The organism is Vibrio sinus (assembly GCF_023634645.1).
In the GTDB taxonomy this organism is placed as follows: domain Bacteria; phylum Pseudomonadota; class Gammaproteobacteria; order Enterobacterales; family Vibrionaceae; genus Vibrio; species Vibrio sinus.
Map to the genome: position 1 here is coordinate 18822 of NZ_JAMKMR010000031.1, position 15536 is coordinate 34357.

The 15536-nt window shown below is 44.2% G+C and carries 13 protein-coding genes and 1 pseudogene; 2 read left to right on the plus strand and 12 right to left on the minus strand.

The window, feature by feature from the left end:
* The first annotated feature begins 25 nt into the window (after window positions 1-25).
* Window positions 26-436 (plus strand): annotated as a pseudogene (locus tag M9194_RS20250) (cytidine deaminase).
* A 26-nt stretch (window positions 437-462) separates the two neighbouring features.
* Here the strand turns inward: M9194_RS20250 and M9194_RS20255 are convergent.
* The 5 genes from M9194_RS20255 to M9194_RS20275 all read right to left on the minus strand — a co-directional run bounded on the left by M9194_RS20255 (window position 463) and on the right by M9194_RS20275 (window position 4311).
* The gene (locus M9194_RS20255; RefSeq protein WP_250614519.1) at window positions 463-822 is read right to left on the minus strand and encodes a SulA-like leucine-rich domain-containing protein; all 360 of its coding nucleotides are present in this window, start codon (window positions 820-822) and stop codon (window positions 463-465) included.
* A gap of 351 nt (window positions 823-1173) precedes the next feature.
* Window positions 1174-1350, minus strand: coding sequence for a hypothetical protein (locus tag M9194_RS20260; protein ID WP_250614520.1), 177 nt, complete (start codon window positions 1348-1350; stop codon window positions 1174-1176).
* 174 nt (window positions 1351-1524) lie between these two features.
* Window positions 1525-2568, minus strand: a complete 1044-nt coding sequence (locus M9194_RS20265; RefSeq protein WP_250614521.1) for a J domain-containing protein — start codon at window positions 2566-2568, stop codon at window positions 1525-1527.
* 207 nt (window positions 2569-2775) lie between these two features.
* On the minus strand, window positions 2776-3459 hold the full coding sequence (locus tag M9194_RS20270) for a DUF2786 domain-containing protein (protein WP_250614522.1): 684 nt from the start codon (window positions 3457-3459) through the stop codon (window positions 2776-2778).
* Window positions 3460-3624: 165 nt separating this feature from the next.
* Window positions 3625-4311 carry a DUF3334 family protein gene (locus M9194_RS20275; RefSeq protein WP_250614523.1) on the minus strand — a complete coding sequence of 229 codons (687 nt, stop codon included), beginning with the start codon at window positions 4309-4311 and terminating at the stop codon, window positions 3625-3627.
* Window positions 4312-4522: 211 nt separating this feature from the next.
* Between M9194_RS20275 and ydiJ the strand changes: the two genes are divergently transcribed.
* Entirely contained in the window at window positions 4523-7561 is a 3039-nt protein-coding gene (gene ydiJ, locus M9194_RS20280) for a D-2-hydroxyglutarate dehydrogenase YdiJ (RefSeq protein ID WP_250614524.1), read from the plus strand.
* Window positions 7562-7622: 61 nt separating this feature from the next.
* Here ydiJ and M9194_RS20285 read toward each other — a convergent pair whose 3' ends face one another.
* The 7 genes from M9194_RS20285 to M9194_RS20315 all read right to left on the minus strand — a co-directional run bounded on the left by M9194_RS20285 (window position 7623) and on the right by M9194_RS20315 (window position 15373).
* A complete protein-coding gene (locus M9194_RS20285) occupies window positions 7623-8354 on the minus strand; it encodes a DUF3581 domain-containing protein (RefSeq protein ID WP_250614525.1) in 732 nt (243 codons plus the stop codon).
* Window positions 8355-8529: 175 nt separating this feature from the next.
* On the minus strand, window positions 8530-10062 hold the full coding sequence (hutH, locus tag M9194_RS20290; RefSeq protein ID WP_250614526.1) for a histidine ammonia-lyase: 1533 nt from the start codon (window positions 10060-10062) through the stop codon (window positions 8530-8532).
* Between the two features lie 10 nt (window positions 10063-10072).
* Window positions 10073-11770, minus strand: a complete 1698-nt coding sequence (gene hutU / locus M9194_RS20295; RefSeq protein WP_250614527.1) for a urocanate hydratase — start codon at window positions 11768-11770, stop codon at window positions 10073-10075.
* A gap of 64 nt (window positions 11771-11834) precedes the next feature.
* The gene (gene hutG, locus M9194_RS20300) at window positions 11835-12860 is read right to left on the minus strand and encodes a formimidoylglutamase (protein WP_250614528.1); all 1026 of its coding nucleotides are present in this window, start codon (window positions 12858-12860) and stop codon (window positions 11835-11837) included.
* Window positions 12853-14073: an imidazolonepropionase gene (gene hutI, locus M9194_RS20305; RefSeq protein ID WP_250614529.1), complete on the minus strand. Its 1221-nt coding sequence runs from the start codon at window positions 14071-14073 to the stop codon at window positions 12853-12855. The genes hutG and hutI overlap by 8 nt, the downstream gene beginning before the upstream one ends.
* Before the next feature lie 106 nt (window positions 14074-14179).
* Entirely contained in the window at window positions 14180-14893 is a 714-nt protein-coding gene (gene hutC / locus M9194_RS20310) for a histidine utilization transcriptional repressor HutC (RefSeq protein WP_250614530.1), read from the minus strand.
* A gap of 96 nt (window positions 14894-14989) precedes the next feature.
* Window positions 14990-15373, minus strand: coding sequence for a nuclear transport factor 2 family protein (locus M9194_RS20315; RefSeq protein WP_250614531.1), 384 nt, complete (start codon window positions 15371-15373; stop codon window positions 14990-14992).
* Between the last annotated feature and the right edge of the window lie 163 nt (window positions 15374-15536).

A 15536-nucleotide genomic window follows, 5' to 3' on the forward strand; every position in this document is an offset into this window, starting at 1 on the left:
GCACAACCATGGAGCATAGGGAACAATGGCACAAGTAGAAAAAGATCTTTACGATGCGGCAGTCGCGTTAATTAAAGCTCGCTATCCATCTGGCTGGGGAGGGGCGGCTGCGGTAAGAACGGACTCAGGAAAGATATTAACGAGTATTGCTCCAGACATAAAAAACGATGCTCTATCTTTGTGCATGGAAGTGGGTGCATATTTAGAAGCCCACAAACTCAATGAAGTGGTAACCCATTCACTATGTATTTGTCGTGAGAATGAAAACAGCCAATTTCTAATTTTGTCTCCATGCGGAATTTGTCAGGAGTGATTAATTCACTGGGGTGGTGATGTGAAAGCAGCAATTACAACCCCAACAAACGAATTGGTGTTCAAAACGATACGTGAACTTATGCCTCACCATTGGTCTTTGGTTAATGGTACAGAGCTCTAGTTAGTCCCCGGATGAGACTCGTCCCATCATACAAAAAATACCTCACATTCATTCTCAAAAGCGAGTTGTTTGAGTAGCACTTGATCTACCACACCTATCTTTGATGACGCAACAATGGCGCTGGCGTTGCGGGACTTAATAGCACGAACGACGATCTGTAATTCAGACTGGGTATGTGATGGTTTCATTTGAACCACTTTTGTCTGGTTGATGTTTGAAGAGGCAAAGTTCATTGAGCTTAGCTTAGGACATTCAGACGTAAATAGAATCCATTGATCTTGTTCGGATAGAACTTCTAGCCTTGAGAAAAGATCATCATCAAAATTGGGTCTCACGTTAGAATTTGGCTCAATGAAAACACTGAAATGATGTTGAGTCTGAAGCATGGTTACTGTCCTTTTATACATACTGTATGAATAAACAGTAATTCGATATTGGTATTTAATCAAGGCAAAATTGGAGAAAAATTCGACTAGATCAACCGATATAGAGGTAACTTATTGAAAAATATTTATTATGTTTGGGTTGATTATTTTTGTTCAAATTGATGGATTGTTTAGTGCATCACAAGATAGTGAACAGACTAAGTAAGTGTTCATATAAACTAGTTGTCTATGTCTGAGGTATAGAAGTGCTCAGATAGGTGCGGGTAACGAAATAGAGAGGAGTAGCGCTCCTAAGTGACCTCAAAGGTTGAGGTGGCACGTAGGGTAGCGTCAGCTGGTTAGATAAAGTTTTTAACCTTCTTCTCGCTCTCTTCTTTCTAATTCGCCCAGGTTGTATTGGCGAACATCAAGAGTGGCTAAATCATTGCATTCTTTGCAAGATAAGTGAGACTTTCCATCCAGGTAGTCGTGCTTTGTCAGTAGGCTAGGCTTTTTACACCAATCGCAAATACCTTCTATTGTGAACATGATTTTCCCCTTCACATCTTACTCCCGAAAATCAACATTTATTGACTGGGGATTGCATTGTCGCGCGCGATTATGACATACAAAAGAGTGTTTCGTTAATAATTGATGATGGCAACTGAGAAGGGTATCGTTTGCGCGAAAGCTGCTCGCTATCTAAAAAGAAAATTCACGTAACTATTTGTTAGATTTAGATAAAATAATCTTTAACGCGGCATTCAATCTCTTCATTTCTTCTTCGCTTCCATTGACATCAGGGTGATAGACTTTTGATAGCTGTTTAAACCGTAGTTTGACTTTTTTTTCATCTGGAATGTTATTGGTTCGAAAGCCAAACAAAGTGCATGCTAATTGCAATTGATTGATCGAAGGAGTGTTGCCTTGGTCTTTTGGCTTTTTTGCTGTAACTGGATTTTTGGCGCGTTCTTGCTGTTTTTTGAGTTCTCGGTAAAGAACACTGAGTTGTTTTTTCTGTTGGTTGATGACTTGAGCTTGATTTGCGAGCTGTTTTTCATGGCTTTGCTGATCGCTATGTTTTTGGTGTTCACTATTGGTTTTCTTACGTTTTCTAATGAGTAACAATACAGCGATAATTATCACTAATACAGAGGTGACTACGTACTCGATAATGGACAATATTTCTAGATTTTCTGGGGGTGAAGTTGGCGAAGAGGGCGAGCTGGTATCTTCCGGGAAAATGGAGTTTAGCTGCTCAATATACGACATTTGTTTAGCCCGGCGGGCATTAAACTTACTTTCTAAAAGTTTTGAATAGGCTTCCTCTGCAGCGGGGTTATTACCCGACGCTATTTGGTACCATACTTCGGCCATATCGATAGGGTCTGGAGGTTGTTTGAGGCTTTGGTACACTTTACCTATCGTTAACTGGGCATCAGTATTGCCTTTCATGGCAAGATCAATTAACCAAAACAACCCCTGCGGGATATTTTTTTGTGTTCCTTTGCCTTCGATATAGAGTTTGGATAGCTTCAATTTAGCCTTGTCATATCCACCTACCGCGGATTGTAAGTACCAATAAAACGCAGCTTTTGCATCTTTTTGTACTTCAGTACCGAGTTCATAATGTCTTGCCAATTCATATTGAGACACCGGATCATTTTGCTCCGCAGCCTTGGTAAGCGATTCTATGGTATCCGCAAGCGCAAATTGCACGTTAAATAACAGAGCAAAGAAGGAAAAATACGCGAAGATCCATTTCAAGGTGCCACCTTACAATTAGCTGTAGTCGGGTACGATAAAGCCAATGATAAATCAAGAGCCTACCCTACAGTAATAACTGGTAAGTAAGCTACTTGAATAAGTCTAGCATGCCATAGGGCAGGGGAGTAATGATAGCAAGTAAATAAAAGAGGGCTATGAGCAGCCGTGTTACTTGACAAGCTGTCGCCTAACTCAGTAATTATGCGATTATCGAAGCATTTTTGGTGCTTGAGCACCATCAATGGGTCGGCTTACCGATACTTTTCGCCCTTTCTTGAGCCCGACTTCGTAATCTGCAGTGATGTTTTTCATGGCTTCTTTGAGTTGCTGCTTGAAAGTTTCCCGGTCGATATTTTTAAATTCTTTATCAATGTAGTTATTGATTTTGTTAGCTGACTCGTCATCAGGGGCAATAATCGGTAGCTTTTCAAGGGCGCCTTCGACCCATCCAGAAACAAATGAATTGACTCGACGAGTGACTTCTAAATTTGACGTTCCTGAGCCTGCGAAGCTATTACGGAATTTCCCAGTATGCTCATTCATTTCACGATAAATAATATCAAAGGCAAAAGCGGCAAAAATAGCGCGGTCTGCTTCGCCAATAAACTCGACGCGCTTCAGACCCTTATGGTTTAATAATACGGCTTCCACACCAAACTTAGTGTTAATCCCTCGAATGACACGCAATAAGGTCGAACCTATGTTGCTAGGCAACAAATGGCTTGATTGGGTTTTCCCCATTTTGATGAATTCAATATCATCTTTATCCAGGCCATACTTAAGCATTAGGCGATGGGCCATTTTGATAGCATTCGCTGCTTCGTTTACATTGGCTGAGTTACCTAACTCCAAGCATTTCGCTATTTTCTTAAGTGCTTTTTGTTTATCCATCGACGAAAAAATGGCCTGATAATAATAAAGTTGACCATTTTAACGTTTTTATACAATAAGTGAAAGAGCTGGAGTTTTACAAAATGTACCAACCTGGTTATTTGTCATTGATTATAAAGAAGATTTTAACTGGAGTAACATGGCTTCAATATTACTCCAATTGCGCTAAATACCTAACTCATCTAACAAATCGTCAGAAATGTCTGGTTGGTTGTTCTCTTTCGCATTGTTAGTTTGCTCTGATTTATTCTTGAGAGCCTTTTCCAAAATGGAATCTGGTGTTTCATCATCGGACACTTCGAATTCTTCTAACTGAATGAATTCTGTTTTGTCCATCGCTAACTCAAGATAAAAAATGTTATTGCCTTCAGTGGAAAATGTCACTCTCCGTACTTGCGCTCTATCTAAGTTCGTATCAACGGATAGCACGACCTGCTTGTTAAGTGCCAGCATTTTCGGCTGGTTTTGCGTGATATCGGTGCGAAGCTCCTTGCGAATACGGTTGGTGAAATCGCCCACCAATTGATTCATTAGCTCGCCCAACACATCGCCAACCTCATCAGAAGTATGCACGATGGCCAACTCTTCTTCTGGAATGCCCATGTTTCTCATGTAATTGGTATACAGTTCGAGCGCTGATTTGGCGGTAAAGTTAATGACAACAAGTCCAGAGAAGCCACCATCGAACAAAACAAAGCAGCCATAATCAGGTTTTAGGCTTGTCTTGGTAATCTTTTGTACCATGGCTGAATAGGTTACGTTAGAACCGGTGGCTGAGGTTAAAACTCCTGAAACCGACTGGCAAAGTTTTAACAAGATATCTTCGGTAGTGACAATCTTATTTTTTCTCATTGTAGGCCTATTTTAATCACTGCATTTCTGTCTAAGTAAATCTGTGACTTACGCAACTCAACAAGTTTGGCAAGCACATGTTTCATTGTGGCATTAAGATTCTGTTTTGATCACCTTTTCAAATGTTGTAAAGTGACCAAAATCAAAGATTAATATCAAATTAACTCAACACCCAATGCAGACTGAGTCGGCATTGTTGGGCAGGAAGCAAATGTTACCAAGATTACAAACACAATCTGATGTTGACGCCACCGTTCAAAAATTTCTAAACGAACTGAAAAACGTAGGCTTTAGCGGCGACATCGAGACTCAATACTCAAGCCGATTCGCAGTTGCCACAGACAACAGTGTTTACCAGCAGCTGCCACAAGCTGTGGTGCATCCCAAAACAACACTAGATGTTTCCCTATTAGGTAAGATTAGTTCAAAACCAGCATATAAGAGAGTGACTTTTTCACCACGTGGTGGCGGGACAGGCACCAATGGTCAGTCGTTGACGTCAGGGATTGTCGTCGACATGTCTAGACATATGAACCAAGTTCTTGAAATTAATGAACAAGAAGGGTGGGTGCGTGTTCAATCTGGGGTGGTTAAAGATCAATTGAACCAAGCGGTCAAAGCCTATGGATATTTTTTCTCGCCCGATTTATCAACCAGTAACCGTGCGACGCTAGGTGGAATGATTAATACCGATGCGTCCGGGCAAGGGTCTTTGAAGTACGGCAAAACATCCAATCATGTGTTGTCATTACAGGCGGTTTTTGCTGATGGTTCAATCTATGAAACAGATGGTTCTAAGGGTACGCCAGCGTTTGAATCTTTCGCACATAGTGCGTGCGCGACAGCGCGACAAGTATGTACCGAGAATCGACAAGATATTGTCGACAAATTTCCACCGCTCAATCGATTTTTAACAGGTTACGATCTTAAAAATGCCTTTGACAGTGACAATGATTCGTTTGATTTAGCGAGGATCTTGTGCGGCTCTGAGGGCTCATTGGCATTTATTACCGAGGCTAAGCTGAATCTTACCCCAATTCCAAAAGTACGCACACTGGTGAACGTTAAGTACGATAGCTTTGATGCCGCGTTGCGAAATGCGCCGTTTATGGTTGAAGCCAATGCCTTATCAGTAGAAACGGTGGATTCCAATGTTCTCAACTTGGCCAAACAAGATATAGTTTGGCACACCGTCAGTGATTTGCTTACCGAAGTACCCGGCAAACAAATGCTTGGTATCAATATTGTCGAGTTTGCCGGACAAAATGAAACAGAAGTTAACGAGCAAGTCAGAATATTGAGGGAAAAACTCGACGCTATGCTGGAGTCGCAAGAATCCAGCATTATTGGTTATCAGGTGTGCACAGACTTAGACAGTATCAATCGAATTTACAATATGCGTAAAAAGGCGGTTGGCCTACTTGGTGCTGCTAAAGGACGCGCGAAGCCAGTTCCTTTTGCAGAAGATACATGTGTGCCACCAGAAAATCTGGCAGACTTTATCGCGGAGTTTAGAGAGCTACTTGATAGCAAGGGCCTCAAATATGGCATGTTTGGCCATGTTGATGCTGGTGTGTTGCATGTCAGGCCTGCCTTAGACATGTGCGATCCAAAGCAAGAGCGCTTGATGCATGAATTGTCAGATGAAGTCGTAAAACTGGTATCGAAATACGGTGGACTCATGTGGGGCGAGCACGGTAAAGGTTTTCGCTCTGAGTATGGACCAGAATTTTTTGGCGACAAGTTATTCCACGAACTGCGCCGAGTAAAAACGGCTTTTGATCCGCTAAACAAAATGAATCCGGGTAAAATTTGTACGCCACTCGATAGTGATGCTGAACTGGTCAAAGTGACGGGCATTAAGAGAGGCTACTTTGATAGGCAAATTGATGTTCAAGTGAGAGACAGTTTTAAGCAGGCAATGGAATGCAACGGCAATGGCCTTTGCTTTAACTACGATACCTCCTCACCTATGTGCCCATCAATGAAAGTGACAGCCGACCGAAGGCATTCACCCAAAGGGCGCGCAGGTTTGGTCAGAGAGTGGTTGAGACAGCTCAGCGAACAAAAAATCGATATCTTGGATTTTGAAAAACAAGCATTGAACTCGACCTCCTCGCTAAAAATGTTGATAGACAGGCTTCGCCACACCGCCAACAAACGACATGAGTATGACTTTTCACATGAAGTGTACGAGGCGATGAATGGGTGTTTGGCTTGTAAGGCGTGTGCGACCCAATGTCCAATAAAGGTGGATGTACCAAGCTTTAGATCTCGATTCCTTAATTTATACCACACGCGTTACCAAAGGCCGATGAAAGACTATCTAGTGGCCAATATCGAGACGATGCTACCTATGCTGGCCAAAGCGCCTAGAATGGTGAATTTTGCGCTAAACAATGCGTTGGTGAAACGAGCCACGGCTTCATCCGTTGGCTATGTTGATACGCCGTTGCTATCGACACCGACATTGGTGAAAAGGAAGGTGGCTTCTACGGACTTTGATATGGAAACCTTGGTGCATTTATCGGCCAAAGAAAGAAGTGACTATGTTCTGATTGTTCAAGATCCTTTCACGACATTTTATGACGCTCAAGTGGTAGAAGATTTTGCCAAATTGGCCAGCAAGTTAGGTAAAAAACCAGTGGTGCTTCCTTTCAAGCCTAATGGCAAGGCACAGCACATCAAAGGTTTTTTGGCCAAGTTTGCGGAAACCGCAAAAAGTACCGCTGAGTTCCTATCACAAGTGGCCGCTTTAGACATTCCTATGGTGGGTGTCGATCCCGCACTGGTGCTTTGCTATCGCGATGAATATCATGAGATTCTTGGTGAAAGCCGCGGCGATTTTCAGGTATTAAATGTGCACGAGTGGCTGCTTCCTCGGCTTGAAGAGTTCAAACCACTGAAAACCTTTGATCATCATACTTGGTATCTGCTGTCGCACTGTACAGAAAAAACCAAGATGCCTAATAGCGAGAAAGAGTGGGGGGCGATATTCTCTCACTTTGGCGCGGCTTTACAGGCAATTGCGGTGGGTTGCTGTGGGATGGCGGGCACGTTTGGCCATGAAGTCGACAAACTGCAAATGTCAAACGACATTTATGGGCTAAGCTGGAAGCCAAGTTTAGATAAGTTGCCAACCGACAGATGTATGGCGACGGGTTACTCGTGCAGAAGCCAAGTGAAGCGCTTTGAAAACCAAGCTATTCGCCACCCTTTGCAAGCACTAGTATCAATGCTTTCGGGTTAAACAGATAGCAGAATTAAAAAATCCTCCATTCAGGAGGATTTTTTATCGCATCTTTGAAGGGTTACGCAGCAACCGTTTCGGCAACGTCAGCGAGAAAACTTTCTTTACGAGCGTTAAAACGTGTTACTAAGTCTGCAACCGCGTCGTGCTCATAAGGCTTAAGGCCACTTGCGACCATTCTTTTGACGCCATTACCAACCACTTCACCGTTTTCCATGAAAGCGAAGTTAAGAGTTACAACACCACGTTTTCCATCAACATCAAAAGTAGCGCCAGTGAAGTCAACCTGGGGTTTGTGGAGATCTAAACGGTTGAACTCCACTTCCATACTTTCGTAGATGACAAGCGGACGCTGGCAGTTAATCATCATTTGCTCTTGTTCCATTAAAGGAACCATGATGTGGGGGAAATTCATGCCAGAAAACTGTACGTAATTGGTCACGACATGCTCGATAAATTCGGCATCGGTGTTCACCGAGCCTTGACGCTCTACAGTCAGGTATTCTTTGCCATTCTCGTCGACAACCACACTTTGATTGTCATTTTTGTTCTCTATGCGAAGACCTATGCCATCGCCCACCATTCCAGAGAAATCAAAGCGCATTTTTTCGCTGATTCCTTCTTTTTGGAGTAACACCGCAAATAAAAGATCTCCAGGCACACAAAAGCGTTTGTTGTCTTCATCGTGAATTGGGTTGTAATCGCCCGCGACTTTCTTAGCAAAGTGACTTGCTTGCTGACGTGTAAATTGAAATTGGTCGTCTTTCTTTAAAAAATAGGGTGTTAGGAACATAACTCGTGACAAATAGCAAAAATTGTAAGGATTATATATCAGATTCGACCGTTAATGGTCCATCCAGTGTAATTTCATTAGTGTAAGTCTTTCAAAATACTTGAAGAAATTCACGATTGCAATAGTAAAAAAGCCTAACATTACGTTAGGCTAATCGGTTTTGATAGCGTATAGGCTAAAAGCTAAGCGGAATCGTGCTTGGCATAAAGTCATTATGAACGGCAAGTTTCAACAAGCTACAGGCCGACTCGATGTCGGGTGCAAAGTAGCGATCTTTATCGTAGAAAGGTACGCGTTCACGTAACAGGTGCTTGGCTTGCTCAATACGTGGAGAGGATTGATTGGGTGCTCTAAAGTCTAGCCCTTGCGCTGCGGCTAAGTACTCCACAGCGAGAATACCACGGGTGTTATCGCCCATATCTTTCAGCCTTCTGGCGGCAAATGTCGCCATAGAAACGTGATCTTCTTGGTTTGCGGACGTTGGCAAGCTATCTACCGAACCAGGATGAGCAAGTGTTTTATTCTCACTTGCTAGCGCCGCAGAGGTGACCTGAGCAATCATGAAGCCAGAGTTGACCCCTCCATTGTCGACTAGGAATGGAGGCAATTTGCTTAACGCGCTATCAATGAGTAATGCCATTCTTCGCTCCGACAAACTGCCGATTTCCGCAATCGCAAGAGCCAAGTTATCTGCTGCCATGGCAACTGGCTCGGCATGGAAGTTTCCGCCGGAGACAATATCGCCATCTTCAGCAAACACGAGCGGGTTATCTGACACCGAGTTTGCTTCCACTTCTAAAGTGCTAGCCGCATTTCTAATCTGTTGCAGGCAAGCTCCCATCACCTGCGGTTGGCAACGCAGTGAGTACGGGTCTTGTACTTTCTCACAATTGGTGTGTGAATCACCAATATCACTGCGTGTATCTAGCAAGTGTCTATATGCTTCCGCCGCATCGATTTGGCTTCGGTGCCCCCTGACTCGGTGAATGCGTGGGTCAAATGGACGTCGGCTACCGAGTGCGGCTTCCACAGACATGGCGCCACATACAGTAGCAGAGGCATACAAATCTTCAGCAACGAACAGGCCTTCTAGCGCGAACGCCGTCGAGGCCTGCGTGCCATTAAGCAGTGCCAGCCCTTCTTTTGGAGCAAGCGTGATAGGGTCTAACCCTGCGATTCTAAGCCCTTCCAACCCAGAGATAATCTTGCCATTGTGCCTTGCTTCGCCTTCGCCAAGCAAAATGGTGCTCATATGAGCCAATGGAGCAAGGTCACCCGAGGCGCCAACAGAGCCTTTTTGTGGCACACATGGGTAGACATTTGCATTGATCAAGGTGATCAAGGCGTTAATGACTGAAAGGCGGATTCCAGAAAAGCCTCTTGCTAAACTGTTGACTTTCAACACCATCATGAGGCGGACTGTTTCGTCACTCATGAGCTCACCAATCCCTGCCGCATGCGACAATACGATACTTTTCTGTAGCGTCTCTAGATCTTCTGGTGCAATACGGGTATTGGCCAGAAGACCAAACCCTGTGTTGATACCATAAACGGTACGGTTTTCTTCAATGACTTGGTCAACGACTTGAGTGCTTGCTTCAATGCCTGGGATTGCATCAGGATCAAGTTGAACACGCACTGGATGACGACTTACTTGGCGCAGTTCTTTTAAGCTAAGATTGCCTGGCTTTAGCGTTAAATCTAACATCTTCATTTCCTTACTTCAGCTTACCAAGTTCATCGTTTAGCATCGGCAGATCGAGATTTTGCTCTGCTGCACATTGTTTGGCGATGTCGTAACCTGCATCGGCGTGACGCATGACACCAGTGGCAGGGTCGTTGTGAAGAACGCGAGCAATACGCTCAGACGCATCGTCACTACCGTCACAGCAAATGACCATGCCTGAGTGTTGTGAGAATCCCATTCCGACACCACCACCGTGGTGAAGCGAAACCCAAGTTGCTCCGCCAGCCGTGTTAAGAAGCGCGTTCAGTAACGGCCAATCTGAAATTGCATCTGATCCGTCCATCATGCCTTCGGTTTCACGGTTTGGACTCGCAACAGAGCCAGAATCTAGATGATCACGGCCAATAACCACTGGCGCTTTGAGCTCACCATTTTTCACCATTTCATTAAATGCTTGACCCAAACGCTCTCTATCTTTTAATCCAACCCAGCAGATACGTGCAGGCAGACCTTGGAACTGAATTCGCTCACGTGCCATGTCCAGCCAATTATGCAGGTGCGGGTTATCTGGGATAAGCTCTTTCACTTTTTGATCGGTTTTGTAAATATCTTCTGGATCGCCAGAAAGTGCAGCCCAACGGAATGGGCCAATGCCTTCACAGAATAAAGGACGGATGTAAGCGGGTACAAAACCAGGAAAATCAAAGGCATTTTCGACACCTTCTTCTAGCGCCATCTGACGAATATTGTTGCCGTAATCCAATGTGGCGGCTCCGCGTGATTGAAGCTCTAACATGGCTTGCACCTGAATGGCCATCGATGCTTTTGCTTCTTTGACGACTTTAGCTTCATCAGTTTGACGCATTTCAGCCGCATGCTCTAAGCTCCAACCCTGTGGTAGGTATCCATTGAGTGGGTCATGCGCAGAAGTTTGGTCGGTTACCACGTCCGGAGTAATATTGCGCTCAACCAGTTCAGGGAAGACGTCGGCTGCATTTCCAAGCAATCCTACTGAGACAGGCTCATCAGATTCATAGACAATAGCTAGCGCTTCATCGAGCGTTGTTGCTTTCTTATCAACATAACCAGTACGAAGGCGGTAGTCGATGCGAGACTCGTCGCATTCAACGGCTATCATCGAATAACCTGCCATAGTAGCCGCAAGCGGCTGAGCGCCACCCATTCCACCGAGGCCACCCGTTAGAATCCAACGTTTACTTGCATCTCCACCAAAATGCTTTTTCGCCACAGAAACAAAGGTCTCATAGGTACCTTGGACGATGCCTTGTGAACCAATGTAAATCCAGCTGCCTGCTGTCATTTGGCCGTACATCATCAGGCCTTTTTTGTCTAACTCATTGAAGTGTTCCCAGTTACCCCAATGTGGAACGAGGTTAGAGTTGGCAATCAGCACACGTGGTGCATTTTTGTGAGTTGGAAACACACCGACAGGCTTGCCGGATTGTACTAATAAGGTTTGATCTTCTTCGAGTCTTTCTAATGTCTCGACAATCTTGTCATAACATTCCCAGTTTCTGGCTGCACGACCAATTCCACCATACACAACCAAGGCATGAGGGTGCTCGGCGACATCTGGGTCTAGATTATTCATGAGCATTCTAAGTGGTGCTTCAGTCAACCAAGACTTAGCACGCAGCGTCGTTCCGTGAGGAGCGCGAATGGTTCGACTCGTATCTAAACGTTGATTGTTTGTATGGTTTGAGGTCATGGTTGAATCCTTTATATTAATGTATTTATCGTCGTTATTATTCTTATGTTTCAGTTAGTTAAAGTTAATGTTCTTCTTGCGGTAATACTTTGTCTGCTAGCGCATTAGCAATATCCCAACATAGCCTTGCTGCTAATCTCGCAGTCTGGCTATCCACATCATAAGTAGGGTTATACTCGGCAATATCGGCGAGCATCATTTTCTTGGGGTAATTGAGAATTCGTCTTAAAAATGGTGAAAGCGATTCGTAGCTAACACCGGGAGCGGCGGGCGCACTTACGCCCGGCGCGGTTGCAGCGGGGAAGACATCTAAATCGATGGTTAAGTAGATGTAATCGCAGTTATCAATAAAATGCTGTAGTTGCGTGAGGTGGTAGATATGGTTCATAAAGCAGAGCTTAAAATCTTCTACGTACCATACACCGAGTTCTTTGGCGCGATTAAACAAGGCGCTGGTGTTACTTGCTCTACTCACGCCAATACACGCGTAGTGAAAAGCCCAATCATTTTGTTGGCAGAAATGATGAATTTGGTTGAATGGTGTTCCGGAGCTTGGCTTTACTTCTGCATGAGGGCTGTCGAATGCGCGCAAATCGAAATGCGCATCGAAATTGATGATGCCGATTTTAGGTTTACTATTTGGTGCATGTTTTTGGAAATATTTGGCAAGCCCTTGAAAAGAGGCCCAAGCCACTTCGTGTCCGCCGCCCAATGTGACCACAGGAGTGTAGGGTAGTGCTTGTGCAATCACATCTCCGCACAAGCTTTGGCTAGATTCAAGTTGATCATCTTCGCAAACTACGTTGCCGAGATCGACCAAAGACACGTCTTTATGCCATGCCATATTAGCCAATGCACGGCGTATCAAATCCGGCGCTTTTTTGGCACCAATACGGCCTTTATTTCTGGCTACGCCAGCGTCACTGGCAAAACCCAATAGGCTGACTGCTTTAGTTGATTCGTTAAGTTCGTTTGCTTGCTTTTGCTTAATAATGTGGTGTATGCGTTTACCAAATTCGCCGTCTTCGGCGTCATGGCGACCTTGCCAGTGAAATTGTTGGCTAGTCACACCTTTAGTTGCGTCAGTCATGGCACAGTTCTCCATTGACGATTCGGGCAGAGAGACGCGGAATGCCAACTTGGTAGCTTAGCTCTGCAGGGTGAGCGATATTCCAAATCGCCAAGTCTGCTTCATACCCTTGTTTTATTTGCCCTCTAGAGTGACCCAAACCAAGCGCTTTTGCGGCGTGACATGTCACGCCACGCAAAGCTTCTTCTGGTGTTAAGCCAAACAAAGTGCACCCCATATTCATCATCATAGTCAAATCTGCAAAAGGTGACGTACCTGGGTTGAAATCAGTAGCAATGGCCATAGGGACATTGAGCTCTCGGAGCTGAGAAATAGGCGGAAGTTGAGTTTCTTTTAAGAAGTAAAATGCACCGGGAAGTAGCATCGCCACCGAGCCTGAATCCGCGAGGGATTGCACGCCTACTGCGTCGAGGTATTCGATATGATCAGCAGACAAGCCTTTGTATTTAGCGACAAGCTGCGCGCCACCTAAATTCGATAGCTGCTCAACATGGCCTTTTATTTTTAATCCGTATTGTTGCGCAGTGGCAAAAACTCGTTCGGTTTGTTCGATGTTAAAACCGATGGACTCACAAAATACATCAACGGAATCTGCAAGTTCGAGTTCAGAAGCGGCTGGGATGATTTCTTGGCAGATTAAGTCAACGTAAGCATCTGGATTATGTTTATATTCTGTAGGAGTGGTGTGAGCGGCGAGTAGAGTGGTGGAGACCTTGATGCGGCGATGATTTTCGAGCGATTTGGCCGCTCGCAGCATTTTTAACTCGTCTTCTAACGTGAGGCCATAACCTGATTTGATTTCTACACTGGTGACACCTGAGCGTAATAGCCCGTCTAAGATAGGCAATGTATTTTCGACCAGTTGATCTTCGGTTGCCTTTCTTGTGGCGTTCACTGTGGACAAGATGCCGCCACCTTGTTTGGCAATCGCTTCGTAACTCACTCCTTTGAGTCTTTGTTCGAACTCTTCGGCCCGATTGCCCCCAAAAACAAGGTGAGTGTGGCTATCTATTAATCCTGGAGTAACCAGCTTATTTTTGCAATCAACGACTTGAACACCGGAATGCTCGGTGGAATTTGTATCTGTAATACTATGAATCTTACCTTTTTGAATGGTGACCGTTTTAGGTGAAGTTATGGCATAACCGCGGTCATCACTTTCCATTGACACCAATCGAGCGTTAACAAGAATGAGGTCGTGTTCACTACACATGACAAATTCCTAGTTTGATTGCTTAAATGTATATACAAATAAATATCGCAAATTTTGCTACGCTGCAACCATTTTGTTACCGATCTGTGAACGGTTTAATTTTGCTTTAGTTAAAGGATACTTTCGAACTCAGTTTGTATTTTGAACCAGGATGATAGAGAAGCGCACTGCTGATGAGTTTATCTTGGCTCCATGTTCGGCGATTTAATAGCAGGCATGGCTCGTGTTGTGAAAGGTTCAATCTCTCACGGATCGAGGTGTCTGGGTTGATGGCTTCCACTGTATGTTCAATCGCCGTCAGCGGGCAGGTGTCAGAGAGGTATTCGTGAGGCGTCACGTTGGTGAAATCTTGTTTAAGATAATCGGGGACAAAACTAGGGTTTACCCAACGCAGTTCAAGTTGTATAGGGACATTTTCTTCAAAGTGAATAATTTCACTATAGAAAACGTTACTGCCAAGCATGATGCCGAGTTTTGTCGCAACAGTATTGTCTGCAACGATTGCTGTATGTTTGACAACGTCACTGTGGTATAGATGACCACGCTGCTCGACTTCGTTAGCAATGTTGGTCGTATCAAGTAGAGGAGATTCCAACTTTTCGGCAGGGGCGCATACGAAGGTGCCTGCCCTTGGTTTGCGCACTAGCTTACCGTCATTGACTAGATCACGAATGGCTTTATTCACCGTCATTCTACTCACATTAAATTGCTTGGTCAGTTCAAGTTCAGTCGTGATTTTTTCGCCAACTGACCAATACCCAGAATCGATGTTATCAGCAATATAATCTTTAATTTGTACGTATAGGGGGGAGTCTGACATTATCAACATTACTCACTAATTGAATATACAAATTAAAGTACAATTAATGGGTTCTTGGCAAGCACTATGGGCTCAAAGTGTATTCATGTTAGCGAATCAGTACATGGGGTTGCCATTTTCATTTTCTTCAGGTATCTGTTGAATAGAATCCCAATGTTCGACAATTTTTCCGTTGTTGTCGAAACGGAAGAAATCCATTGTGACGTATTCTTCTCCACCTGGCCAAGTTTGATGGGTATGTAGAGCAACTAGATCACCTTCGGCGATTGCTCTTACAAACTTGATGTCTTTATTAGGATATTCCTTCTGCATTCGAGTGAAATAATCAATAAATGGCTGCTTTCCGTTTCCGACTAATGGGTTATGCTGAATGTATTGGTCGCCAACAAATTTCTCAACCGCTTCACGAGGGTTTCCTTGGTAAGCTGTACGATAAAATTCGATAGCGTTGTTTTTATTTTGTTGCAAATCAGAGGCCATACACTTTCTCCTTGGTATCACAGACCGCTCAAACACGTATGACATGCGTGTGGCTATCTAACGATATAGCGATTAATTGACCGTTTGTCTATTGCCATTTTGTCCAACTCGTATCCGTTGGGAATATAGAAATTCAGAAAAGTTGGCGTGATAACTTTGAAAG